24 protein-coding genes and 2 tRNA genes are annotated in these 26,609 nt (G+C 40.6%); 19 read left to right on the top strand and 7 right to left on the bottom strand.

What is annotated here, in order from left to right:
* Positions 1-195: 195 nt before the first annotated feature.
* Entirely contained in the window at positions 196-2,721 is a 2,526-nt protein-coding gene (gene gyrA / locus ACEZ3G_RS13405) for a DNA gyrase subunit A (protein WP_432426002.1), read from the top strand.
* 32 nt (positions 2,722-2,753) lie between these two features.
* On the top strand, positions 2,754-4,016 hold the full coding sequence (locus tag ACEZ3G_RS13400) for a tetratricopeptide repeat protein (protein ID WP_432426001.1): 1,263 nt from the start codon (positions 2,754-2,756) through the stop codon (positions 4,014-4,016).
* A 54-nt stretch (positions 4,017-4,070) separates the two neighbouring features.
* Here the strand turns inward: ACEZ3G_RS13400 and ACEZ3G_RS13395 are convergent, their stop codons facing one another.
* Both ACEZ3G_RS13395 and ACEZ3G_RS13390 read right to left on the bottom strand, forming a co-directional pair.
* Positions 4,071-4,823: a C40 family peptidase gene (locus ACEZ3G_RS13395; protein ID WP_432426000.1), complete on the bottom strand. Its 753-nt coding sequence runs from the start codon at positions 4,821-4,823 to the stop codon at positions 4,071-4,073.
* A gap of 22 nt (positions 4,824-4,845) precedes the next feature.
* Positions 4,846-6,021: an acetyl-CoA C-acyltransferase gene (locus ACEZ3G_RS13390; protein ID WP_432425999.1), complete on the bottom strand. Its 1,176-nt coding sequence runs from the start codon at positions 6,019-6,021 to the stop codon at positions 4,846-4,848.
* Positions 6,022-6,135: 114 nt separating this feature from the next.
* Between ACEZ3G_RS13390 and ACEZ3G_RS13385 the strand changes: the two genes are divergently transcribed.
* The 17 genes from ACEZ3G_RS13385 (at position 6,136) to ACEZ3G_RS13305 (ending at position 21,754) form a co-directional block, all read left to right on the top strand.
* Complete coding sequence (locus tag ACEZ3G_RS13385) at positions 6,136-8,184, top strand: HD family phosphohydrolase (protein WP_432425998.1); 2,049 nt, start codon at positions 6,136-6,138, stop codon at positions 8,182-8,184.
* Between the two features lie 122 nt (positions 8,185-8,306).
* Positions 8,307-8,390 (top strand) — tRNA-Ser (locus tag ACEZ3G_RS13380).
* 475 nt (positions 8,391-8,865) lie between these two features.
* A tRNA-Pro gene (locus ACEZ3G_RS13375) sits at positions 8,866-8,940 on the top strand.
* 228 nt (positions 8,941-9,168) lie between these two features.
* Entirely contained in the window at positions 9,169-10,425 is a 1,257-nt protein-coding gene (locus tag ACEZ3G_RS13370; protein WP_432425997.1) for a site-specific integrase, read from the top strand.
* A gap of 953 nt (positions 10,426-11,378) precedes the next feature.
* Positions 11,379-11,855, top strand: coding sequence for a helix-turn-helix transcriptional regulator (locus ACEZ3G_RS13365; protein WP_432425996.1), 477 nt, complete (start codon positions 11,379-11,381; stop codon positions 11,853-11,855).
* A gap of 10 nt (positions 11,856-11,865) precedes the next feature.
* The gene (locus ACEZ3G_RS13360; RefSeq protein WP_432425995.1) at positions 11,866-12,522 is read left to right on the top strand and encodes a nucleotidyl transferase AbiEii/AbiGii toxin family protein; all 657 of its coding nucleotides are present in this window, start codon (positions 11,866-11,868) and stop codon (positions 12,520-12,522) included.
* A gap of 296 nt (positions 12,523-12,818) precedes the next feature.
* Complete coding sequence (locus tag ACEZ3G_RS13355; protein WP_432425994.1) at positions 12,819-13,490, top strand: hypothetical protein; 672 nt, start codon at positions 12,819-12,821, stop codon at positions 13,488-13,490.
* 118 nt (positions 13,491-13,608) lie between these two features.
* Complete coding sequence (locus ACEZ3G_RS13350) at positions 13,609-13,905, top strand: helix-turn-helix transcriptional regulator (RefSeq protein ID WP_432425993.1); 297 nt, start codon at positions 13,609-13,611, stop codon at positions 13,903-13,905.
* 265 nt (positions 13,906-14,170) lie between these two features.
* Entirely contained in the window at positions 14,171-14,467 is a 297-nt protein-coding gene (gene mbpA, locus ACEZ3G_RS13345) for a mobilization protein MbpA (protein ID WP_432425992.1), read from the top strand.
* Positions 14,464-15,333: a relaxase/mobilization nuclease domain-containing protein gene (locus tag ACEZ3G_RS13340; protein WP_432425991.1), complete on the top strand. Its 870-nt coding sequence runs from the start codon at positions 14,464-14,466 to the stop codon at positions 15,331-15,333. The genes mbpA and ACEZ3G_RS13340 overlap by 4 nt, the downstream gene beginning before the upstream one ends.
* Before the next feature lie 4 nt (positions 15,334-15,337).
* Positions 15,338-15,805, top strand: coding sequence for a DUF6730 family protein (locus ACEZ3G_RS13335; RefSeq protein WP_432425990.1), 468 nt, complete (start codon positions 15,338-15,340; stop codon positions 15,803-15,805).
* A 490-nt stretch (positions 15,806-16,295) separates the two neighbouring features.
* Entirely contained in the window at positions 16,296-16,583 is a 288-nt protein-coding gene (locus tag ACEZ3G_RS13330; protein ID WP_432425989.1) for a helix-turn-helix domain-containing protein, read from the top strand.
* 9 nt (positions 16,584-16,592) lie between these two features.
* Positions 16,593-17,846, top strand: coding sequence for a type II toxin-antitoxin system HipA family toxin (locus tag ACEZ3G_RS13325; RefSeq protein WP_432425988.1), 1,254 nt, complete (start codon positions 16,593-16,595; stop codon positions 17,844-17,846).
* Positions 17,847-18,587: 741 nt separating this feature from the next.
* Complete coding sequence (locus tag ACEZ3G_RS13320) at positions 18,588-19,583, top strand: fatty acid desaturase family protein (RefSeq protein ID WP_432425987.1); 996 nt, start codon at positions 18,588-18,590, stop codon at positions 19,581-19,583.
* A 55-nt stretch (positions 19,584-19,638) separates the two neighbouring features.
* Complete coding sequence (locus ACEZ3G_RS13315) at positions 19,639-19,833, top strand: cold-shock protein (RefSeq protein WP_432425986.1); 195 nt, start codon at positions 19,639-19,641, stop codon at positions 19,831-19,833.
* A 406-nt stretch (positions 19,834-20,239) separates the two neighbouring features.
* Positions 20,240-21,277: a bestrophin family protein gene (locus ACEZ3G_RS13310; protein WP_432425985.1), complete on the top strand. Its 1,038-nt coding sequence runs from the start codon at positions 20,240-20,242 to the stop codon at positions 21,275-21,277.
* Between the two features lie 132 nt (positions 21,278-21,409).
* Entirely contained in the window at positions 21,410-21,754 is a 345-nt protein-coding gene (locus tag ACEZ3G_RS13305; protein ID WP_432425984.1) for a hypothetical protein, read from the top strand.
* Positions 21,755-21,912: 158 nt separating this feature from the next.
* Here the strand turns inward: ACEZ3G_RS13305 and ACEZ3G_RS13300 are convergent, their stop codons facing one another.
* From ACEZ3G_RS13300 to ACEZ3G_RS13280, 5 genes are all read right to left on the bottom strand, one after another.
* The gene (locus tag ACEZ3G_RS13300) at positions 21,913-22,242 is read right to left on the bottom strand and encodes a hypothetical protein (RefSeq protein WP_432425983.1); all 330 of its coding nucleotides are present in this window, start codon (positions 22,240-22,242) and stop codon (positions 21,913-21,915) included.
* A complete protein-coding gene (locus ACEZ3G_RS13295) occupies positions 22,242-23,087 on the bottom strand; it encodes a prohibitin family protein (RefSeq protein ID WP_432425982.1) in 846 nt (281 codons plus the stop codon). The genes ACEZ3G_RS13300 and ACEZ3G_RS13295 overlap by 1 nt, the downstream gene beginning before the upstream one ends.
* Before the next feature lie 698 nt (positions 23,088-23,785).
* Complete coding sequence (locus ACEZ3G_RS13290; protein ID WP_432425981.1) at positions 23,786-24,313, bottom strand: M15 family metallopeptidase; 528 nt, start codon at positions 24,311-24,313, stop codon at positions 23,786-23,788.
* Between the two features lie 124 nt (positions 24,314-24,437).
* Complete coding sequence (locus ACEZ3G_RS13285; protein WP_432425980.1) at positions 24,438-25,523, bottom strand: alanine/ornithine racemase family PLP-dependent enzyme; 1,086 nt, start codon at positions 25,521-25,523, stop codon at positions 24,438-24,440.
* A complete protein-coding gene (locus tag ACEZ3G_RS13280; RefSeq protein WP_432425979.1) occupies positions 25,520-26,599 on the bottom strand; it encodes a DUF1611 domain-containing protein in 1,080 nt (359 codons plus the stop codon). Before ACEZ3G_RS13280 ends, ACEZ3G_RS13285 begins: the two co-directional genes overlap by 4 nt.
* Positions 26,600-26,609 lie beyond the last annotated feature (10 nt).

Raw genomic sequence — 26,609 nt, 5'->3', positions numbered from 1 at the left:
ATTCGACAAACTTGTTCGAAATGACGAAAAAAGCATTGATTTACAAAATAATTAACAATGTAATTATCAACTATATCTAACGGTAAAAGTGTTGATAAATTATTGAATAAAGTATTTGTTCTTTTCTATGAAAGGATTGATTTTGCGTATATTGGCATGCTTTTTTAATACTTAAACAAAACAGAAGATTCATAGATGGCAGAAGGTGAAAAATTGATTCCGATCAACATAGAAGATGAAATGAAATCTGCCTACATCGATTATTCGATGTCGGTCATTGTGTCACGTGCACTTCCCGATGTCAGGGACGGTCTAAAGCCTGTGCACAGAAGGGTGCTTTACGGCATGCATGAACTGGGTGTCCGCTCAAATAGTGCACACAAGAAATCGGCACGTATCGTCGGTGAGGTTCTAGGTAAGTACCACCCACATGGCGATACATCTGTTTATGACTCTATGGTGCGCATGGCGCAAGAATGGAGTTTACGCTATATGCTGATCGATGGTCAAGGTAATTTTGGGTCTGTCGATGGCGACAGTCCTGCGGCCATGCGGTACACCGAGGCGCGTATGCGCAAGATCGCCGATGACATGTTGGCCGATATCGAGAAAGATACGGTGGATCATCAGCTCAATTTTGATGATTCGTTACAAGAACCTACCGTTTTACCGACAAGGGTTCCGAATCTATTGGTCAATGGGGCCTCTGGTATAGCCGTGGGCATGGCGACCAACATGCCTCCGCATAATTTATCGGAAGTGGTAGACGGTACCGTGGCGTATATCGATAATAACGATATTGAAATAGATGAATTGATCACGCATATAAAAGCACCCGATTTCCCGACAGGAGGGGTCATTTACGGCTACGATGGTGTGAAAGAAGCATTTCATACCGGTCGAGGGCGTGTCGTTATGAGGGCAAAGGCCAATTTCGAGGAGGTGCAGGGAAGGGAGTGTATCGTTGTTACTGAAATACCTTTTCAGATCAATAAAGCGGACATGATCAAAAAGACCGCCGATTTGATCAATGAGAAAAAAATCGACGGAATTTCAATGATCCGCGATGAGTCCGATAGAAAGGGAATGCGCATTGTATACATACTTAAGCGAGATGCTATACCGAACATCGTTCTGAACACCCTTTTCAAGTATACGGCACTCCAATCTTCGTTCAGTGTCAATAATATCGCCCTGGTCAACGGACGACCGGAAATGCTCAACCTCAAAGACATGATCTATCATTTCGTTGAGCATCGTCATGAAGTTGTCGTACGTAGAACAAAGTTCGAACTGAAGAAGGCCGAAGACAGGGCTCATATCTTGGAAGGACTAATTATCGCCTCCGATAATATCGATGAAGTCATTGCGATAATCCGTGGTTCGGCCAATGCCGATGAGGCCCGTGAGAATTTGATGGAACGTTTCAAATTGTCCGAGATACAGGCCAGGGCCATTGTAGAGATGCGTTTGCGCCAACTTACCGGTCTTGAACAGGATAAGTTGCGATCCGAATATGACGAAATTATAAAGACCATCGCCGATTTAAAGGATATTCTTGAGAAGAAAGACCGAAGAATGGAAATCATCAAGAATGAACTTTTTGAGGTCAAGGAGAAATATGGCGATGAAAGGAGATCTGAAATCAATTTTGCCGGTGGGGATTTGAGTATCGAAGATATGATACCCGATGAGCAAGTGGTGATTACCATTTCACATGCAGGATACATTAAAAGAACCCCTTTAACGGAATATAAGACACAGAATAGGGGCGGTGTTGGCCAAAAGGCCTCATCGACCCGTAATGAAGATTTTCTAGAACATCTTTTTGTAGGTACTAACCATCAGTACATGTTGTTCTTTACCCAAAAAGGGAAATGTTTCTGGATGCGGGTTTATGAAATTCCGGAAGGAAGCCGTACTTCTAAAGGAAGGGCGATCCAAAACCTTATCAATATTGAAAATGACGACAAGGTCAAAGCATTTATATGTACCCAAGATTTGAAAGATGAAGATTACGTCAACAGCCATTATGTAATTATGGCTACCAAACAGGGTACGGTCAAAAAAACATCGCTAGAGCAATATTCGAGACCACGCCAAAATGGTATCAATGCCATCGGTGTCAGGGAGGGCGATGAGCTATTGGAAGCTAAATTGACCACCGGTACAAGCCAGATTTTCTTAGGATTGAAATCGGGCAAGGCCATTCGTTTTGAAGAAAGTAAAACAAGGCCTATGGGCCGTAACGCTTCCGGTGTACGCGGTATTACATTGGCCGACGATAATGACGAGGTAATCGGTATGGTATCGGTCCATAATTTCGAAGATGAAATACTGGTGGTCTCCGAAAATGGTTACGGTAAACGCTCGAGTATCGACGATTATCGCGTTACGAACCGTGGCGGTAAAGGCGTTAAAACGATATCGATTACCGAAAAGACCGGTGGACTCGTCGCCATAAAGAACGTTTGTGATTCAGATGATCTGATGATTATCAATAAATCCGGTATCGCCATACGAATGAGCGTTGAGGACCTAAGGGTCATGGGTAGGGCGACTCAAGGCGTCAAGTTGATCAACATCAAAGGTGACGACTCGATTGCCGCTGTGGCCAAAGTAATGAAAGATGAAGACGCGGTAGAAGGCAATGATATACTTGATATCGAAGTAGATACAGAAGATGGCACGGCTATTGATAAGGAAGGTAGCGAAGAATAAAAATCTTTTAAACACTAAATATCTAATTAAAAATGAAAACTAGAATTTTAATGCTAGCGGTTACGCTGATCGGCGCGATCGGATTTGCACAGAAAAACGAAATAAAGGCAGCGGAAAAAGCCCTAAAGGGCGGTGATTCAATGGCTGCAAAAACAGCTTTGGAAGGTGCATCGGGCATGATTGCCGGCGCAGATGAGAAAACCCAGGCCCAATATCATTTTGTTCGAGGTAAGGTATATGCCGATTTGGCCAAGAAGGGAGACGCGACCGCTTTTGAAGATGCGGCTTCTTCATTGCAGAAAGTTATTGAAATCGAGAAAAATTCAGGAAAGTCAAAGTACACTGACGAAACCAAACAACATATGGAGTCCTTGACGGCAGATTTGGTCAACGCGGCGGTAAAGGACAATAATGAGGAAAAATACAAAGAAGCTGCTGAAAAGCTGTATACCAGCTACAAAATCAGTCCACAAGACACTTCTTATCTATATTTTGCCGCGGGAAGCGCTGTAAGGGGTGGACATTATGATCAAGCCTTAAGCTATTACGAAGAACTTAAAGCTATTGGGTATGATGGCGGCGGCTTGGTCTATAAGGCTACCAATGTAGAATCGGGAGAGGTAGAGGAGATGGATAAGATGCAGCGGGACCTAATGATCAAGGCTGGTACCCATAAAGACCCTATTGATGAGAAAACACCTTCGAAAAAAGCTGAAATCGTCAAAAATATAGCGCTGATCTATTCAGAAACCGGTCAAGATGAGAAGGCAATGGCCGCTTATGTCGAGGCCAGGGAAAACAACCCTGACGATGTCAATTTAATTTTGAATCAGGCGAACCTATATTATGCACAGGGAGATTTGGATAAGTTCAAGTCTCTAATGGGTGAAGCGACCACTTTGGCACCAGAGAATGCCGATCTTCATTACAATATTGGCGTTATAAACATGGAGCAGGGTAATATGGAAGAGGCCCGCGCATCTTACAAGAAGGCCTTGGAAATCAGACCTGATTACACCAATGCCCAGTTAAACCTTTCGACTACATATATCAATGAAGGCAATGCATTGATCGATGAGATGAATTCTTTGGGCAATTCAAAGGCTGACATCGCTAAATATGACGAACTCAAAACAAAGAAAGACAATTTCTTTGAGCAGGGAGCCCAAGTGTTGGAAGATGCCCTAAAGACAAGTCCGGATAGCAAGAGTATCATGGAACAATTGAAGAATATATACGGTGCAATGGGCGATAACGAAAATTTTATGCGCCTTAAGAAGATGATGGGCGAATAGAACATCTAAAGTAAAACGCAAATAAAAAAAACCTCCCAAATTTGGGAGGTTTTTTTATAGTACCTTTTTGATTACCCGTAAATTATGGGTGTAATTCCCTTCTTCGGTGTTGAAGATTCCGGTATGGTCCAAACGGTCTATACGAACTTTTCCATTGACATGAATAATATAGTTGTTATCCATAATTAGGCCGACGTGATCGATTACTCCCTCTGAGTTATCAAAAAAAGCAAGATCTCCGGCCTCGCTTTCCTCGATAAAACTCAATGCGGTTCCGACGGTAGCTTGTTCTTGTGCCTTTCGATGTAGATTGCACCCATGTAGTTTATATACCATCTGGGCAAAACCTGCGGCATCTATTCCAAAAGGAGATCTTCCTCCCCATAAGTAGGGCGTGTTCAAATAAAGCAAGGCCATGCTTATCAAGTTGGATTTATCGTGCGGACCGTTTACGGATCCACCCTCAAATTTGTGCTGAAGCAATGCGGTATTGCCAATCGTCGAGCCTAGGACTATTGGAACCAACAAGTTTTTTTTCGTCTCAACATAAGAAATCAGGTCTGAGGAACATTCATTTGAATTTCTGCTTTCTATATCCTTATAATCACTTTCAGAAATTTTATGCAGCTGGTTATTTACGGCCCATCCTTCACATCCGTCAAGAGCGATTCTGACCTTGCTCCAATGTTTGCGCTGTTCCAAAATTTTGAAGTGCTCGCCATACAAGATTTGCGTTACCATTTCACTTTGGTGATCCGGACTAAATCTGACGGGTACAATACTAAGCGCACAGATACCGTACTGCATAAGGCTTTCTTAGTATACGGGATTAGTGTTTTTCAAGAATAATTGCCGAGGCGCCCCCGCCACCGTTACAGATGGCCGCCGCACCGATTTTCCCTTTGTTTTGTTCCAAGACGTTCAATAGGGTCACAATGATACGGGCGCCTGAACAGCCCAAGGGATGCCCCAACGAAACGGCTCCGCCGTTTACATTTAAGTTTTTATCGGTAAGACCTAAAAGTTTCATATTGGCAAGGCCTACGACCGCAAAAGCTTCATTGAATTCGAAGTAATCCACTTGGTCTATTGAAATACCGGCCCTGGCCAAGGCTTTTGGCAATGCTTTGGCAGGTGCTGTGGTGAACCATTTCGGTTCTTGGGCCGCATCGGCGTACCCCCTGATGGTCGCAATGGGCTCGAGGTTCAATTCCTTTGCCTTTTCGGCACTCATTAAAACCAGTGCCGCCGCTCCGTCGTTAATGGTAGAGGCATTTGCCGCCGTGACGGTTCCATCTTTGGAGAATGCAGGGCGCAGAGAAGGTATTTTTTCCATATTTACGTTCTTATACTCCTCGTCCTCATCGACCAATATCGGTTCTCCTCTTCTTTGGGGCACTTCAACGGGCACGACTTCATTATCGAATTTACCGTTCTTCCAAGCATCTGCGGATCTGTTGTACGATTGAACGGCAAAATCGTCTTGATCTTTACGACTGAATTGATATTCTGCGGCACACGAATCGGCGCAGACCCCCATCGCATTTTGATCATAGGCATCTACCAGTCCGTCTTTTTGCATGCCGTCGATTAAAGACGCGGGCCCAAATTTGTGTCCGTTTCGCATATGAATATAATGCGGTATCAGGCTCATATTTTCCATTCCTCCGGCAATTACAATCGAAACATCGCCCAGGGCAATGGCCTGTGCCGCCTGCATTACCGATTTCATTCCCGAAGCGCATACTTTGTTGACCGTAGTGCATGGCACATCGTCAGGTATTCCGGCATAAATAGCGGCCTGTCTAGCTGGTGCTTGACCCGTGCCCGCCTGTACTACGTTGCCCATTAAAACTTCCTCGACCAGATCTGGCTTGAGACCTATTTTATCCATCGCACCTTTGATGGCAACGGCCCCTAATTTTGGAGCTGGAACCGAGGATAACTTTCCTAAAAAGCTTCCAATAGGAGTACGGACGGCCGAAACAATTACAACATCCTTCATTTCACGAATTTTGATGATGCGAAATTAAGAAATTAATGGACAATCGAATCAGGGAGCGGATCAAAAGGACTATGTACGTATATATTTTCTATTTTTGGTATAGATATTCCCTACATGCGAAATTTCTTGGAAAAGCTTTTCAAAAATCAATCACGCATTTACAAATACCTACTGTATCTGGGTGCCATTTGTTGCGTAGTATTTTTTTTTCCAAAGGGAGGAAAATTCAAATACGAATTTCAAAAAGGGAAACCTTGGCAATATGACAACCTTTATGCCCCCTTTGATTTTTCAATACAAAAAACACAGGATGAAATTGCCGAAGAAAAACGGCAGATCGAGAAAGGCCATTTGGACTATTTTCGTTTCGATTCTGAGATCGCCAATCAAGTTTATGAGGACTACAATATTGGCTTTTCCAATGAATTCGATAATTCTAGATATAATGAGGTGCAACGCCGAAGGTTAAGAACGGCCGGGAGGGATGTGTTGGACCGATTATACTCTAACGGAATATTAAAAAATGTGGAGGCTTCCGGTGCGGATCGAGATATCTATCTGGTCAGAAATAATGAAGCCCGGCGAATACCTTCTAAAAACCTATACGTAATCGGCGATGTCGAGCAAGTTATCCAAACGGTACTTCAAGAAAAAGGGCTGATCGGCTTCAAGAGCGCCTTCGACAATATGTTCTTTCGCCTGGTGAAACCCAATGTCTTTTTTGACCAGACCCTTTCAGGGACCGCCCTTTCAAATGAACTATCAAAGATATCGACCACAAGGGGTACGGTCGACGAAGGCAAACTAATCGTGGCCAAAGGCGAGGTTGTCGAGTCTGAGAATCTTAAAATTTTGGAATCTTTAAAATCAGAATACGAATCTGAACTTTGGACTGCCAATAATTATTACTTCATTTTGGCCGGATATACGGTTTTGGTAGCCTTGGTTTTGGTAATGCTATTATTGTTTTTAAAGAAGTATCGTAGGCGCATTTATGATAACAATGTCAAGGTCACTTTTATTTTCTTCAACATCTTGTTAATGGTTTTTGTGACCACCCTTGTGGTAAAGTATGACGAGGCTTATGTTTTTGTAGTGCCCCTTTGCATACTGCCCTTGATTTTGAAAACTTTTTTCGATGCCAGACTTGGGTTGTTTGTACATGTTCTTACCGTGCTGATTTTGGGTTTTGTGGTTCCTAATAGCTTTGAGTATATCTTTCTACAGATCATTGCGGGTATCGTGACCATATTGACAGTTTCAGAGCTGTACAAAAGGGCGAATCTGTTTATTTCGGTAGGGCAGATCACTTCTATCTATATTATCGGGTATTTGGCCTTTCATATAATCCATGAGGGAAATCTCGACAATATAATGTGGTTCACTTTAGGCCTTTTTCTACTCAATGGTATGATTACACTTTTTGCCCAACCACTTATCTATATCTATGAAAAGATTTTCGGATTGGTTTCCGATGTTTCCCTTTTGGAACTTTCGGATACCAATTCCAAATTATTGAAAGAGCTTTCGAACAAGGCCCCGGGAACGTTTCATCATTCGTTGCAGGTGGCAAACCTGGCCGAAGCCGCTGCCAACGAAATCGGGGCAAATGCGATGCTTGTAAGGGTAGGGGCCATGTACCATGATATCGGTAAAATGAACAACCCTACCTATTTTACCGAGAATCAGATTACGAATGTCAACCCCCATGATGAGCTTTCACCCAAGGATAGCGCGAAGATTATTGTCAACCATGTAATCGAAGGAATCGAGATAGCCCGTAAAAACAAATTGCCGGACAGGATAATCGATTTTATCCGTTCGCACCATGGTACTACAACGGTCTATTATTTTTTGAAGCGACAACAAGAAATAGATGAAAATGTGGATATGAAGGACTTCAGTTATCCAGGTCCATTGCCATTTTCGAAAGAGACCGCCATATTGATGATGGCCGACTCGGTCGAAGCGGCCTCCAAAAGCCTTAAAAATCCAACTTTTTCAATTATCGATGAATTTGTCGATAAAATAGTGGCGGGGCAAATGTCTGCCAACCAATTTTTGAACGCGAACATAACCTTCAAGGAGATTGAAACTATCAAAAAGATATTTAAGCAAAAACTTACAAATATCTATCATTTGCGAGTTGAGTATCCCGAATAGGCACTTCGTTTTCGGGAAATAAAAAAAGTAAATAAATTATTGCTTAATAGCTTGGGAAAAATGTACATTTGCAACCGCATTTTGCCGTTATGATTTTGGCGGTATGTTCATTTGAAATAATAGGAGAGGTGCCGGAGTGGTAACGGAGCAGATTGCTAATCTGTCGACGCGCAAGTGTCGCATGGGTTCGAGTCCCATTCTCTCCGCCTTCGCCCTCCGAAACGGATGTGGAGGAGGGCTTTTAAATTTTGATTTTAAGGCTTGGGCGGATAAATCCGCTATAAGTTCTTATTTGAACAAATATTGAATTTTCAGTTCTGATGAACTGTATCGGGGTGTAGGGCCTCGACTTCGCTCGGTCTAAACTCCGCCCGGCGGTCTACTTTAAGAAGTAGTTTTTTGAAAATGGGGTTTTTGAAATTTTGTTTTTCAGTTTTACAAACTGTATCGGGGTGTAGGACCTCGACTAGCTCGGTCTAAACTCCGCCCGGCGGGCTACTTTAAGAAGTAGTTTTTTGAAAATGGGGTTTTTGAAATTTTGTTTTTCAGTTTTACAAACTGTATCGGGGTGTAGGACCTCGACTTCGCTCGGTCTAAACTCCGCCCGGCGGGCTACTTTAAGAAGTAGTTTTTTGAAAATGGGTTTTTTGAAATTTTGTTTTTCAGTTTTATAAACTGTATCGGGGTGTAGCGTAGCCCGGTTATCGCGCCTGCTTTGGGAGCAGGAGGTCGCAGGTTCGAATCCTGCCACCCCGACTTAACTATTTTCATATAGTTGCATGACGTTGCAAATCACCTGATTTGCAACGTTTTATGTTTTTTTGGGGTGCCAAATGAAACCTCATGAAACCATATAAAAACACCGCATTGGTGTCCAAATCGGGAATTGATCTCCATCGTATTTTTTGTACATTGAAGTAGCTTTAGAAGGTATTTAACCCTGTGTTTTTTGCCATTTTATTCACTAATTTAAAGCTATGTAACATGTTAGAAAACAGTAGATTATCAGTCGTTTTCGTTACCCGAAAGCTCAATAAGGAAACAGGAAAACTAAAACTCTATGCCCGAGTCACAGTAGACGGCAAAAGAGCCGAATTCAGTCTAAATCGGGAATTGGAGGCGTCCCTTTGGGACGAAAAACGGAAAAGAGGGAAGGGATTTTCCAAGTACGTTATTTCACTGAACAAGTATCTCGATCAGGTTTTTACCGGACTGCACGAGGCCCATCGGCAACTTTTACTGGAAGATGTGGATATTACCTCTGCAGCGGTCAAGGCAAGGTATTTGAAGGAAGACGATAGGGGCAAAAGCCTATTGGATTTGATTACCTATCACAATACTACTATGAGTGCTGTTCTCAGAAAAGGCACCATAAAAAACTACTATAGTACTGAACGTTGTATCAAAGAGTTTTTAACGGAGGAAAGAGGAGTGGAGGACATACCACTTAAAAAACTCAATTATGGTTTTATCGTTGATTTTGAACAATATATTAGAAAGTACAAACCAGCTACTCGGATGGGCTGTGCCAACAACGGAACGATGAAGCATATGGAACGTCTGAAAAAGATGTCAAGATTGGCCGTAAAACTGGAATGGTTGGAAAAAGACCCTTTCATCAACTTTAAACTGCGTTTTGAAAAAGTGGAACGCCAGTATTTGACCGAACGTGATTTGGGGTTGATCGAGGAAACCATTTTTAAGGATGTTACTGTGGAACGTATCAAAGACCTTTTCGTTTTTGCCTGTTATACCGGATTGTCTTATGTTGATGTCCAGGAACTGAAAGCGGATCATTTGGTAAAGGGCATTGACGGTAATGATTGGCTCTACACCAAACGTACCAAAACCGATGAACCTTTAAAGATTCCATTGTTGCCAAGGGCCATGGAAATCATTGAAAAGTACCATGATGAAAAAGACTTGAAGGAGCAGGGGAAATTGCTGCCCATTTATAGCAACCAAATGATGAACCGCACCTTAAAGGATATTGCCAAAGTCTGTGGGATTCACAAAAAGATGACCTTTCATACGGCGCGGCATACCTTTGCAACTGCGATTACACTATCAAACGGTGTACCCATCGAAACTGTGTCAAAGCTTTTAGGGCATACCAAATTGTCAACTACTCAAATCTATGCCAGGGTGGTTGAAAAAAAGGTAGGGGAGGATATGCAGAATTTAATGGAAACGATGCGGTCAAGAAATAAAACTGCAAAGGAGGTTATTATTTATAATTGATTTTTTTGGCCAGTTTCAATCCTAGTTTCTAATTGGATAGGTATTTAATTTGGTGGCCTCTACCATCTTATAGGTAGTGTCGCGCAGTTTCAATCCTAGTTTCTAATTGGATAGGTATTTAATGTTGGTGAAAATTCGGCCATCTTATTTTTTGTTTTTGTTTCAATCCTAGTTTCTAATTGGATAGGTATTTAATCTAGTCTCAAAGCCCTCATTTATCTGGTCAACGGAAGTTTCAATCCTAGTTTCTAATTGGATAGAGCAGTACTAACGAAAGTGCAGGTTCCAAGTTCGAATCTTGGCAGGGGTTCAAAAAATTTCCCAATTTGTTTCTCTCTTTGGCTTTGCCATTCCCCAATTTTCAATAACGTATGCAGCATTTCTAGTTATTTAATCAAAAACGTTCTATCCATAGTCCCAGGGGCCATAGCATAATACTTCTTGCATTTTTATTTGGGGGAAAGTTTCTCGTAAGAGAATTCCTAAGATACTATGTTTGGATAAAATTTCCTTACTGAAAAGCGTAATTTTCAAAAAATATTTAAACGTTGTCAACCTCCGGAAGCCGGTCAACCTTCCGCTCCAATCCTCCCCATGCGGACGCGCTTCGCCAGTCCGCAACGGTCGTCTTTCCGCTACAGGTTGCCCGACATCCTCGGGGCCTAGCGAAAACACAACTGGCAAAAGGGCCACTTGACCTTTCCTTTCCCTTTCCACAAAAACCTAATTTTCCGCCCGATTATCGACGCGTATGGGATTGAAATATACCTGATAACTGAAAGTGCAGAAAATGAAGGTAACTTTTAATCGACCAAATAATCCAATGGAACTAAATAGCAATGTCCAATTTTACCATTTTGCGTTGGTCAGGTTATCCCTGAAAAAAGTTAAACCCACTAAAAACGGCATGCATCTTGCAATAAAACGTAAACAAATTTGTTTATATTTGTAACATGATTGCGTATGCCGAAAAATATAAGGGAATACATCCGGGCAGGGTGCTGAAAAGGGAACTGAAAAAGCGGTCCCTTAAGCAACGCCCTTTTGCCCTGTCCATTGGGGAACATCCCCAGACGCTTAATGCCATTACCAATGAGCGGCGCGACCTTAATACGGCTTTGGCCCTTAAGATCGAGAGTAAACTAGGACTGAAGGAAGGTAGTTTGGTTCTCTTACAGGCTTTTTATGACATCAAGAAAGAGAAAGAGGGACGGAACACGAGGACACCTGATTTTTCGATTTTGCGAAAATCCCTTTTCTGGGATACGGATATCGAAAAAATCGATTGGAAAGGGAAATACAAAGCGGTTATTCGCCGCGTCCTGGAACGTGGTAATGCTCTGGAAAAAAATGAGATTTCTCGATTTTATGGTGCAAAAAAGGTTGCTGCGGTCACCAACTCCATGAATGATATGACAACTTCACCTTAAACTCATTAATTTGCTCCATTACAAAACCGTAAACAATCTGCTCAAAGAAAGCCTCGTCAAATTAATGGGAGCAAAGGAATTTGAAGGTTTTCGATTGGTCGGTGGAACTTCCCTGAGTCTACAGATGGGTCATCGGGAATCGGTGGACATAGACCTGTTCAGTGATTTGCCCTATGGATCCATTGACTTTAACAGCATCGATAACTATTTGGACAAAGAGTTTCCATATGTGGACGATATCCGGGAACTGTTCCCTGGAATGGGAAAATCCTATCTCATTGGAAAGGATAAGGAAAACGCCATAAAGTTGGACGTATTCCATACCGATGGTTTTATAGCTCCAGTAAAAATCAAGGACGGAATCCGTATGGCCACTGTTGAAGAAATAATTGCCATGAAATTGGATGTAGTGCAACGGGAAGGACGAAAAAAGGACTTTTGGGACCTGCACGAACTTCTTACCGTTTATGGAATAGGGGAGATGCTGGAATTGCACCAAAGGCGATACCCCTATGGCCATGATAGGAATTTGATACTTGAAAATTTAACCAATTTCGAAAGGGCCGATGAGGATTTCGATCCCATTTGCCTACGGGGAAAGTATTGGGAGTTTATTAAGGAGGATATCGAGGAAGCCCTTGAAACATTTCGCATCGAAAACACCTGAAGTTCCTACGAGTATCCTTAATGTTCTTAAGCCCCTCCGGAAGTCGGCCAGACCTTCCGCTCCGATCCTCCCCTTGCGGACACGCTTCGCCAGTCTGCAACGGTCGTCTTTCCGCTACAGCTTGCCCGACACCCTCGGTGCCGCACGAAAGCACATGCAGCAAAAGGCCGCATGACCTTTCTTCTCCCTGCCCACAAAACTTTTTGATACTTCCGTCCAGTTAATCTGGCATCCCATCGATAATCATTTAGAGCACAAATCCTTTTTAACTATCTTGAAATCAATAGCCAGGAAAATTGAAAAAGATTATCGATCATATCGCGGATTGGCTGGTGGCCCTGAACGAAAGGAAAACCAAGGTCAACGATGACTATGCCACCTTTATGAAAAGGGGAAACAACGGTTTCATCTTCGGTATGACCCTTTTCGGGCTGTTCTTTCTATATATGGCCTATGACCTTTATGTAGATTATGGAAAGCTCTGGTTGGCCTCGATTCCGATAATCGCATTTGTCGTTACCGTATTCGGGATACTGATTTCGGATGCCTATAAGGACAAATTAAGAAAACGATATAGGAACCCTTCCATGAGACTGGTCGGTTTACATATGGATTTCAATGAATATATCCTCAGGAGAATATATAATTCATTGATTAACAATGAATTTTTGGACGAAAACCGGAACGAATTCGAACATTTCTACAATGTGCTGGTGTACGATTTCGAAGACCATGAATCCGTGCTGCATTTCAATTGCACTCAGGCCGAACTAAAGTACATATTGGAAAAATTCAAGCCGTTCAAAAAAGGACTACATCTATCAACTTTTGAACGCTCCGAGAAAATCTACAATAAAGGGGAGTTGATTTTCGCCAAGAAGCTTTCAAAAAGTTATAATAAAAACCCCTTAACAAGAGAAACTGAAGAACTTATAGACTCGTTCTTCGACTTTTTGGGGGATATTTAAAAGATCTTAGGGGGAGATTTCCCCTTTTCGCCCTTCCATTTGCTATCATCCATTTACATTGCATCGCACATTTGTAACACAAGTAGGCCGCATTGCGGCTCTATTAAAAGCGAAAATTATGGAAACGGAAAACGACATGATAGAACTCCTAAAGGATATCAAGGGGCTTCTTTCCCATCAAAAGAAAGTGATGAACGTTGATGACCTTGTGGCCTATACTGGACTCTCAAAAAGTAAGATTTACAAACTTACTCAATTACGGTTGATACCTATGGGCGGCAACAAACATATCCGTCAGAAATTCTTCGATAAGGATATTATCGATGCTTGGCTGTTGGGCGAACCTAATCTATCCGATGATTATTTGGATAGGGAGTTCGATAAAAAAATTGCACCTGAAAAGAAGAAAAAATAATTCAATACCGATATCAATTTTTAATCGAGAAAATGATTGAGAATAGTATATGAATACAGAAATACTAAAAATGAAAATAGTATCCAATATTTATTAGTAAGTAGTAATTCGAGATGTGTCATTGTCATGACAAATCTCGCTTTTGCTCCCGTTGGTCGCAAAAGAATAGGAACTAGCAATCGGGTTTTCAATATGTGAATTAAAACAGAATCTCGATTAGGACTATTAAAAAAATGCTCGGAAATAATATCCAGAAATACCAAAAGTGAAAAAGGAGTTCGTACAATTTCGATGTTCCATTTATGAGAAGAAGCTGCTCAGGGTCAAGGCCAAAAAGAGCGGACTTTCCATAAGTGAGTATTGTCGCCGTGCCGCATTTGAGGACAGGATCATCGAACGCTTTACAAAGGAGCAGATCGAAATGTACAAGATGCTGGCCAAGTATGAACTCAACTTTAAACGCATCGGAAATATGTTCCGGAAGCGCAATCCGAAGCTGGCCGATGAAGTAGTGCAATTGGCAAATAAGATACGTAGACATCTTTTGGGTTTCAAGAAATGATAGGTCTTGGGAAATCCATATCGCATACCGGAGCTTCTATGGGGTACGGTTGGAACGATGAAAAGGATGCCGAAGTAGTGTATCGGCAACATCTGTCTGGGGGTGACCCCAAGGAAATTACACAGGAATTCAAGGTCATACAATCGCAAAACCACAAGTGCAAAAAGAATACATTGAGTTTTGTACTGAGTCCCACCATAGAAGATGGCCGGGAATTAAAGACAAGGGAACTAAGAGAAATCACGGAACGATTCGTAAAGGAAATGAAATTACAGGAACGACAGGCGATTGCATTTGTTCATCGGAATATGAGCCACATCCATATCCATTTGTATGTAAACCGCATAAACTTTGAAGGAAAGGCGTATAAGGACAACTTTATCGGAAAACGGAGCCAACTAGCCGCCGAAAAGGTAGCAAGGCAATTGGGCATGACAACGGTCAGAGAGGTTCAACAACAAAAACTGGATAAGGTTAAGGATATACGGGCGGAAATAAAACAAATCCATGAAAAAGTCATGACGGAAATGAGACCAAAGGATTTTGACCAGTATATCAAGTATATGAAGCAACGGCATGTAGAAATCGTTCCGAGCATCAATAAACAGAACCAACTTCAGGGTTTTCGATTTGAGTACAAAGGAGAAAGCCTAAAAGGAAGCCATGTACACCGCTCCATGTCCATGGGAAGAATAGCTGAGCGAATCGGGCTGGATAGAACGGTAGCCCAAAAAAATGCTAAGGAAAACACAATGAACCTTCTTGAAAAGACCGCAGGGGTGTCGTCGAACTTGGCAACGACCCAAGCAAATAAGGCCATCAAAATGGCAGTCAAAAAATCGATTGGATTAGGAATGGAAATATAATACTATGGCAAAGCTGGACGAAATTATGGAAGTGTTTACCCAAGAAATATCGGGGTTCAACAATTCCATTGGAAAACTGGAAGAACTTTCTAAAAAGTTTGATGACGCAGAAATCAAAATAGATACCTCTCATCTAGAATTCCAAATAAAGGAATTCTTAAGGCTTCAGAACCGAACCAAGGATTCCTATGAAGAACGGATGGAGGAAGTTTTAAAAAAGGTTGAAAAATCTAGATGGACTCCCAAATGGGAGCTTGCATTGTTCTACATCTATGTAATTATCAATACTAGTGCGTTCTATTATTTCGGCTACTATAATATCAAATATGAACTTAAAATGCAGGATGCTGTTAGTACAGCGAGACAGGAAGGTCTTGGCAGGGCAAGGGGCTATTTTGAAGACCACGAAGTTATCTACAAGGATTTTGAAAGGTGGGCCAAAAAGCAGGACAGCGTTCCAAATCGAGAGTAGGGGTGCGCCCTATCCGGTTTTTGCTTAACGCTAATCTGCCGGAATCGCTGCAAAAACCGGACAGGATCCAGGCGCAAAGTTTTGGGGTAAGATTTGGGACGGACTTGCCCCAAACATAAACTACCAGCAAGTTGTGAATAAATCAATGTGTTCGGTCAATAGGAATTTGTGACCTGAAGGGCACTTCTTGTGGATAGGGGGAAGGAAGAAAAAGGTTATGAATTGTCATATTTCAATTTAACTTTAGTGATATTTTACATGTAGGGCTAATTTTGGTACAACAGTCTAGGCTAATTTTAGTATAATATTTACCCTGACTTTGTTACAAAAAATTGAAAAAATTACCCTTACTCTGTTACAAATAATCGTGAAAATTCGCCGAATATACTCTCTTTGAAAGACGGACGCTTATTGATTCCAAGAACATTTTTATTTAAAAAGGGTATTATTTTGCTCAAAAATGTTATATTTGGGATAAATATTACCCATAATGAAAAATAAGAGAGCCGTGCTATTTCCAAAATATCAAAAGATAATGGAACAGGTAGGGGAAAATATCAAACTTGCCCGTAAACGAAGAAAGCTTACCACTATTCAGATATCCGAAAGGGCTGGGATAAATAGACGAACCCTTTACGAAATTGAAAAAGGAAATTCGAAGGTCGCGATCGGGTCATATTTTAATGTTCTGATTGCACTTGGTTTACAAGATGATTTCTTGAAGTTAGCAACAGATGACGAATTCGGAAGAAAACTACAGGACCTAGATTTATTATAAAAGGGAAGAATGGCACAGGGTAAATTTGACATATACGTTTATGCACATTGGCAAGGAATGCCAGAAGCTAAGCTGATAGGTGTTCTTGCGGCCCATTATGCCAAAGGGAAAAAAGCCTTCAGTTTCGAATACAATAAGGATTGGATACAATCGGAACAACAGCTATTGTTAGACTCGGATATTCAATTTTATTCGGGTCCGCAGTACCCCAATAACAAGGAAAACTTTGGAGTTTTTTTGGATAGCATGCCCGATACGTGGGGAAGAACACTAATGAAAAGACGAGCGGCTCAACTTGCAAAAGAAAAGGCTCAAAAGGCTCCGACCTTATATGAGATTGATTACTTGCTAGGTGTCTATGATGAAAGCCGGATGGGGGCTTTACGTTTTAAAACGGATCCTAAAGGCCCATTTCTTGATAATAGCGAAAGCAATCCCACCCCACCGTGGTCATCGGTCAGGGAGCTTCAAGAAGCAGTCAAAAATTTTGAGAATGATACGGGTAACGAAGAAGCAAAAAAGTGGCTAGCCGTTCTTATGGCTCCGGGATCTTCTCTTGGGGGAGCAAGACCGAAGGCTAATATCTTGGATGAACACGGAAACTTATGGATAGCAAAATTTCCTTCCAAGAACGATACAATAGATAAAGGGGCTTGGGAATTTTTGGCATATCGATTGGCAGTAAATTGTGGTATCGAAATGGCATCTTCAAGAATTGAAAAGATAGTTGGAAAATATCATACATTTTTTACACAGCGTTTTGATAGGGCGGAAGGGGAGAGGATACACTTTTCATCCGCAATGACCATGACCGGAAACAATGAAGATACTATCCGGGATAGTCCGGCAAGTTATTTGGATATTGCAGCGTTTATACAGTCCGATGGAGTTAATGTAGATCAAAATTTACACCAATTATGGCGCAGGATTGTATTTAACATTGCTATTTCAAATACCGACGACCATTTGCGAAATCATGGTTTTATTCTAACCCCAAAAGGATGGATACTTTCCCCTGCGTACGATATTAACCCATCAATAGACAAAAACGGACTAGCATTGAACATTGATATGGATAACAATGCCTTGGATTTTGAGTTGGCAAAAAGTGTAGGCGAGTACTTCCGTTTGGACAATAAACAAATGGATACTATTATCGAAGAAGTTCTGGAATCGGTGGGGCAATGGAAGGAGATTGCCGAAAAAATTGGAATTTCTAGAGGAGAACAGGAATTAATGGCAGGGGCTTTTATGATTAACTAGCCGTTGTATTTTTTAAATATGTCGATAAAATTCTAAAATTTTGACATATGTAGAAAATATGTCGATGGGATAAACATCTAGCCATTTCACCTTGTTGGAAGTGTCGGATAAAATATGAATTAACGAAACTACATAAAAAAGTCCAGAATTGGGACATTCGGAGAATAGGCCTTTTGATTTGCCATATATGTCTGATAAAACGGCCTTGAGTAGAAACGCCCAAAAAGCATGCTAAAAATCCAATTCCAACTTATGTCAGTTACCTATATTACATAGGTTAAAATAATGAATACCAGTATTTAACATATAATTGGGGTATGTTACCCAAATTACAGGTATCTTTGTGAAGTTAAAATTCAGAAAGCCTAGATTCATTTAGTCTTACCCAATTCTCGATTTATTTTCAGCTCTCTTCATTTTTTAAAGCAATAGTGCAAAAAACATTTTAAGCTAAACGCAGGGTAGTGATTGTGGTTGGGATACAGTTTTTCCAATACAACAAGTCTTCACAATTAGATTTTCTCCTGGTAGCTCAAGGTTTTCATGCTTATACATAATCCTTAAGGTCTTAGGCTAGAAGGGATTCAAAACAAAATTACTAGCAGTATCAAAAATCCGAAATTCTCAAAAAGAGCAAACACTGATTTCTCAAGGACATTGAGAAAGAGGGTGAACCATTATTTCAAAACAAACAACATCAGTAAGCATGCCAACAAGAGCATGGTCACAAAGACCATAGCAATGCTAACCTTTTTCTTCGCTCCGCTGATTATTATAAATATTGGCCTTGTGGCCAGTCAATGGTTACTTTTCGTGCTGTACATCACAAGTGGAATTGGCATGGCGGGAATTGGTATGGGCATCATGCATGATGCCATACATGGCTCCTATTCCAAGCATCAAAAAGTAAACAAGTACTTGGGCTACACCATGAACCTGATCGGTGCAAATGCCACCGTTTGGAAAATACAACACAATGTACTCCACCATACCTATACCAATATAGAAGGAGCGGATGATGATATAAATGCACCTTTCTTTCTACGTTTCTCACCTCACGCCAAAAAAAATAAGCTCCACAGGTTCCAACATTTGTATGTATGGTTCTTTTATGGTCTGTCGACAATTTCATGGGTCACCGCCAAAGATTTCATCCGGCTTGCCCGCTATCGAAAAATGGGGTTTCTCGATAAAAAGAATGAATTTAGAAATGAGCTAATTAAGATAGCCGCTTGGAAGCTATTCTATTATACCTACGCCTTGGTCATCCCTTTGTTCCTGGTACCCCTGGCTCCCTGGATAATCATCCTGGCATTTCTTAGCATGCACTTTGTGACTGGTCTTCTGATCAGTATTGTTTTTCAGGTGGCACATATAATGCCAGACACAGAATTTCCACTTCCTGATGATGATGGAATGGTTGCAGGGGATTGGTCCGCTCACCAATTGGCCACTACCACCAATTTTTCACCAAACAGCAGTTTTTTTTCATGGTTGATAGGGGGACTGAATTATCAGATAGAACATCATCTGCTGCCTAATATCTGTCACGTCCATTACAAAAAAATATCCGGTATCGTTGCTGATACTGCCAGGGAATATGGGATGCCCTATCACACAAAAGTAAACTTTCTCTCTGCTGTCAAAGACCATGTCAAAACTTTGCATAAGTTGGGAAAGATACAGTCGATTCCTATGCAATTGGAACTAAATTTTAAGAACAGTAAAGAACAATGAACATTATTAAATCAAACGAACATTAAATAGATTAACAAACAATAAATATAAAGTAATGAAAGAAGGAACAGTAAAATTTTTCAACAATGCCAAAGGATTTGGTTTTATTAAACCTGTAGATTCCGATGAGGATGTTTTTGTACACCAAAGTGGTCTAGTAGATAAAATCCGCGAAGATGATAAGGTGAAATTCACAGTCGAAAGAGGTGAGAAAGGTTTGAACGCGGTAAATGTTGAATTGATTGGTTAAAACCTGTAGTTACAACACCCTTGAAAAAGCCATCTTTAAAGATGGCTTTTTAAGTCATTACCTCCAAACTGGTATGGATGGAAGTGCTCGAAATTGAAAATAAGGTTGGTTAATATTGAAATAACAACCCAAAGTCGGATATGATGAAATATGACCATAGAAATTTCAATCACGACAGCAAAATTCAGTATGAAGTCCTATCCAGTCATATAAAAAGAACACGATATTTTCTAAATTGACGACCACCGATTGAGCGTTTTAATCGAGCTTGATGCACGGTAGAATCATAGTGTCAAATCATTCGCGTACATAGTGATCATGTAGTCAAAGTTCACATCCGCTTAGCTGTAAATATAAATAGAGTATGTATCTAAAACCTGTTTACTCCTTAAAAATAGTACTCCTATTGACGAGAAAATATATTTATTTTTTTTTCTTAATGTCTATTGTACCGGTGATACTGTATGATGTGGTTGGGTTAAAATGGTTATATCTGCCTTGGCTTCCCATTGGACTCATAGGCACATCTCTCGCATTCATAACCGGATTTAAAAACAATGCTTCTTACGAAAGACTTTGGGAAGCCCGAAAGATATATGGAGGTATCGTAAACACTTCAAGATTATTGGCTACTATGGCCAATGACTTCATTACCAATGAATTTGTCAGAGTGGAGAGAACCGATGAAGAATTTTTTAATATAAAGAAAGTTATTATCATGCGCCATATAGCTTGGATGACTTCTCTTAGATACGCTCTTAGAATCAAAAAGCCTTGGGAAACCCTTGTGGGTAGTAAGTCAAGTAAAGAGCACATGAAAATGATAGAAGTAAGAGAACACGATCTGACGCTACAAGAAGAACTTCATGGATATCTAAATGAAGATGAAAAAGAATTTGTGCTGAGCATGACAAATAAACAAGCAGCGTGTCTCAATATGCAATCTAAGCAATTTAAAGAATTAAAATTAGAAGGATTGATTGATGACTTCCGACACATGGAGTTCAACAATATCATTGGTGAACTATTTACCTTACAAGGTAAGGTCGAAAGAATCAAAAACTTTCCATACCCAAGGCAATTTGCGACGCTAAACTTGTTTTTTCTATGGATTTTCATGATTCTCCTACCGTTTGGATTGATGCATGAATTTCATGAAATCGGACTCAATTTGGCCAATGATGAAAATAGATATTTTATGAATCGCCTAATTGTTGAGAACTTTGTTTGGATGACCGTTCCGATCAGTGTTGTTATATCATGGGTGTTCATGCTTATGGAAAAGGTAGGTGATGTGTCGGAAAACCCTTTTGAAGGGACCAGAAATGACGTCCCGATTACTACAATTTCAAGGGGAATTGAAATTGATGTCCGAGAAATAATTGGGGATGATAAAAATGTAATACCAAAACCCCATCCAAATTATGGTGATACTAAAATGTAAACAGGATACCAACGGCCAACCAGTTGCATAACTAACTGTTTTTGGTCAACAACGCCCTGGACATATAAAATTAAGGTATCGTTCCATCCCATAAAACGAACAGTTAAACTACCTTTTAAAGACATTAAGATAATGATACGTACAATGCTATTCTTTATATCTCTTATCCCATTGGCCATCGCCCCTTCCCAAGGAATAAGCCAAATAAATGAAATAGAAGGGGTCTTTCTTGGGTGTGTTGAGGATGGGTATTCGTTTTGTGGCAAAACAGCATTGGCTATGGAAGAAATAGTTGTCTTTGATGAGATTCTATCTGTTATCCTTGAAAAGTATCCACTACATGAGGATAAACACATTGGGGAAAATTTTATAATCTCGTTTATTGAGCATGTTGAGGTTTGGGAAGATGATGGCAAGGAAATATCCACTTTGATACGCTTACAAAAGCTTATGTCAGGACAACACCTTCAAGAGTGATGTTTCCGTAGTTTGGGGCATTAACCGAAATTTTCAGTGCTAACTATGGTGGATGCATCAACTATTTTACCATATATCGCGAAGTTCAGAGGTTTTAAGTCTTACTAATAGTTGAATCGATAAAAACACTGTTTTTAACCTTATGTGTTGTGGCATTTTTACAGATAGCATTTAGTACCCAATAATAATTGAATCCCATGGTTGCTTCCTTTTGTTGTTAAGCCATTCATTAATACATTAAAGAATAAAAATGCCATAATGGCCAGCAAAGCTGAAATAAGAAGAGTTGTTGTGCTAAAAACGCGATTCAACCCATTGTGTGCTAGTTTACGCAAAAAATTCATGGGAGGGTCGCCATAGTAATTATAATGGTATTTTTCAATCATATGATATCTATATAGCCCTCTAATAATGCCCACCGTCAAGTGAATAAACAATAGCATCGTAATCATGGATCCTGCATCCAAATCCCCAGATATTCCCATCATTAGTTATTAATTGCATCGCCTACTCCAATAAATGGAATTGCGCCTGCACCCGTTACCTCAGGTAAAATCCCGTTCCATTTTTCTATAGCCTTAAGATTTGCCTCTATCTTCCTGAGTTCGATAAGATCGGGTGAAATATTCATTTTTTGTAACCGTAATGCTTCAGCTTCGGCCGTTGCCGCGGCAATGGTCTGCTCTGCTTCTACCTTTATCCTATCCAAGTCCCTTTTTGCCTTTAGTGCATTTTGCTCTGCGGTTTGTTTTGCCTCAATGGCATCGGTAAAGGTTTGGGAAAAACTAAATGAGATAATCGAAAAGGCGTCAACCGCTATGTTCGATGCCAGCAATCTAGAAGTGAGCGCTTGTTGCATCTCGGTGCTGACAGCCGGCCTCTTGGTAATCAATTCCTCCGCAGTATATCTGGCAGACACCGCTTTCATTACTTCCTGAATGGCGGGGTCAATAATACGCTCTTTGAATTCCACACCTATAGTTTGATAAACCAAATTGGCCTTATCTGGTATGATGTGATAATTGAGGGCCACGGATAAATCCACATCCTGCAAATCAGATGAAGATGATGCCGCATCGGTCATTGCCTTTTGAATTTTTACGTCCATAAATATGACGGTCTGCACTATTGGTATTTTGAAATGGATTCCCTCATTCAACACCTTGTCCTGTACGGCGCCAAAATTCTGGACAACTCCTCGCTCACCCGCACCAATTTGAACCCATGGTTTAAATGCAAAAAGCAATATCGCCAATACGGCAATAACAATCAGATTTCTCCTTTGACCTTTTTTCAGTACGTTCTTTATTTCGCCCATAGGGTCATTAACCATAGTAATCAGGTTTATTATAAAGATAGGATTTCACGTATCCAAGTATATTGTACTAATCCAAGACAATCTTACATAAATCACACATTGTAAAGTGGAGATATGACGCTATTCGTCTTGAGTCTGGCTGATTAAAATTTTGGTGCTCTAAAAAAGAGGTGATTTCGGTACAAAAGAAAGCATTGGGCCATTCGCCCTTAGCGGAAGACTTTTTTAGATCCGAAGGGCCTTTTAGGCTTCAACAAGGCGTTCTAGGAATGTTTAACAACTATATGGCATTATGGGCCTTTGAAGGGTATTGTCGGCAGACGAGCAGAATGGTAATTACAAATCCTTAAATAACCAATGTCTCCCATTTTATCTATCCTAGTATCGTGTTAAACTTACCCTAATCATGTAACATTTAGACTATCTTTACGTCTTATAATATGTGTAGATAAGGATGCGTATTGCACCCATCACAACAAGTAAATAGAGAAGGAATAATGAAGCAGACAAAAAAAGGAACTGGAGACGGTAACATTGTTATTGACAGGCCATTGTCCCGCCATGATAGCTGGAAAAATCACCGAAGGCATACTGCCATAAAATTAATACGGTTTTCTTAAGGATCAGAAATATTAAAAAGGGGCGAAAGCCCTTTTTTTATGGAATGCCTTTTTGTCCAACATATCCATTTTTCAGTATGCTCATAGGCACAATTAGGTAATGGGGCCATAAATGGCAAACTCCTTGTCTTTTTCAATGGCCCAAATAGTATTGCCATAATCAAAATGCCAATACTCCTTTAGGTCACATACAAAATCTTCATCTTCAAATAAATTGATCAGCAGGGCTCTATTTTTCTTCGCTTCGGGGCTAATATTCGGATAGTAGGGATAGCACTTTTTTGAAAGATCAATCTCCAATCCTTTGTTGGTGCCAAAATTCATTACACAATCTTCGATCTTATCATAAATCAAAGCGTCCACTGCTCCACCGGTCACATGCATTGACTTTGTAGGGGGCGCGATGAAATAACTAATAATCTGTTTAATATCGCCATCCGATTTTTCTGGATGTTTTTTTTTAAAGGAAGCAAATGTAGTCTCCCAAAGAAGTCGCTGATGTTCAAAAGACCTCCAAGCGGAGCGAATGATCAGAATTTTATCTTGCTTGTCCAATACTTTGCTTATCCGGCCTATTTTTTCAATAATAGCTTCTCGGACCAAGTATTGATAGTTTTTCAAAATTGATGGTTCAAAAATCAAATTAAAATTCGTGTCCATCAAACTCACCAGTTGTGAGTGGTTTTCTCGAATCCAAATGGAGGGGACTAAAAGTTTATGCCGAAGGTCTTTTGTCTCCACCGCGTCACAGTATGCTTGCACATTCATATAGGTTGATCGTGTTTTTTGAAATGTTTGGGGTGCTAAATGCCCTTAATAGCGCACAATAATTGAGGTCGAAAGCTACGGTATCCCCCACTTTTAAACTTGTTTCGGTATTATCTATCAACATGTGATCACTACTAGCGCCGAGCACAGTTATTTTTTGTTTTGGAGTAATTCCTGAAACGATGACGTCCTGCATTCCAATCGCGAGAACGGCCCTATCCATTAAGCCTTCGTTCTCAAACTTTGGGATATCACCATTCGCATTTTGATATACCTCCCCATAGGGTTGTGATGGTTTTCGTTTTGCTTCGATAACCTCGGCAAGTAAAGTAAAGATATCAGTGAAAAGTCCTGGTATTTGTTTTCTACGAAGTGCTTCCCTACCTAAAAAAATGGATTCACCCAATCGTAAGCTATTTATTCTGCCCACATCTTTTGAAGATGTAAACCAGTTGTAATTTGCAGAGTTTCCGCCGGAGATCATTGCCAAGGTAATTTTGAATTTTTCTTCCAAACGAATCGCTATTGAGGACAACTCGTTCATTTTGTCTGCATCAGGGCTTATTCCGCCAAAGCATGCAAGATTCGTTCCTATACCTACCAAGACCAGGCCTTCCAAGTTTAGGACCTCTTTTACCATGGCATTCATTTCCGAAGGCATGATTCCTTCCCGTAAGTCCCCAAGTTCCACCATAAGAACAACCTTATGTATGATATGGTTTCTTAAGGCATATTCCGAAAGTTTTTTTAGAACAGTTAATTCAGAGTTTAAACTTATGTGCGTATGGATAACCACGGCTTCTACCTGACTGAGCGCAGGTGTCCTGAGTAACAGATATTGCGCCCGAATACCCGCTTTGCGCATTTTTATAATATTCGAAATTCTAGAGTCTGCCAGAATTTCAATACCATTTTTGACCAAGATGTCGGCAATTATTGGATTGCCCCCGATCACTTTGGTTACTCCTACTACATTGATTCCCTTAGAACCATAAAGCGTTTTCAACTGTTGTACGTTATGGGCAATCTTTCCTAAATCTATATCTATCCTAGGAAGATTCAAACCAACACCGACTCTCTCTTTAACTCTGGAAATGTTTTGACCAATTCCTTTACCAGTTTATCGCATCCATGTATAAGGACATCCGAAACAGGTAGATTATATTCTGATTCGTACTGCTCTATGATTTGGTTCACTTCAACAGCAGTCATTTTTTCATGGTTAATGGTGATGGCTATCACCTTTGATTTAGAGAATATTTCTATCATTTCAATCTCTTCTACCAAGCCCAGCATTGGAATTTTGGGATAGTCACAATAACTCTTTCGCTTAGGTGGATGCTGTATGATTATTGCATCAGGCGCTGCCCCACGAATTATGGCACTTGAGGAAGTAAATGCGGGATGGCTTAATGCTCCCTGTCCCTCAACAACGATGATGTCAGGTCCTTCTTGCTCATAGGCATTTAAGATGGCGTTTTCAACTTCGCCGGTAGCAAATCCTGATGTCAAAACATCTATAGCCACTCCGTATTTAGAGCCTTGGAGCAAGCCTGTCTGACCGGTGGTCACAAAGACGGCGTTCAGACCTTCATTGCGTAAGGCTTCCACCAATGCCAATGCGGTGGTTCTTTTACCAACCGCACAATCAGTGCCCATTACCGTAATTATCGGAACCTTTACCTCTTGAATGCGTCCCGAAAAATTATGGAGGTCTTCCCGCTTTGGCGGTTTTCTAACATCCAGTATAGTTACTCCATAATTGCGGGCCATACGGGTAAATTGGGTATTCTCGTTAAAAAATTCAGGAAGACCATTAACGATATTCATCCCACTTTTCATGGCGGTAAAAATAATTTCTTGTTGTTCATCGTTTAAAAAGGAAGCCAGTGGGGCGATACCGTAGATAAAATATTTCGGAAGAATGCTCAATTCTTCTAAGGCAAGTGCTATACTTTCGAAAATGGGAATGCCATTTTTTACACCATCAAGATATTCTCCAGCGTCCTGACCAGCCTTCGAACTGTCAATGACCCCAACAATATCATAGGTCTCCGATTGCCGAACAAGTCCATTGGCCACTTTACCGTCTATACGGCCAAATTCATTCTCACAATAAATTAAAGCCTTAGCTTTCATAAGTTGTATT

The sequence above is a fragment of the Meishania litoralis genome (genome assembly GCF_042611095.1).
Classification (GTDB): domain Bacteria; phylum Bacteroidota; class Bacteroidia; order Flavobacteriales; family Flavobacteriaceae; genus Meishania; species Meishania litoralis.
Note: the sequence above shows the minus strand (reverse complement) of the source record. Positions and strands in the feature narration are given on the sequence as shown.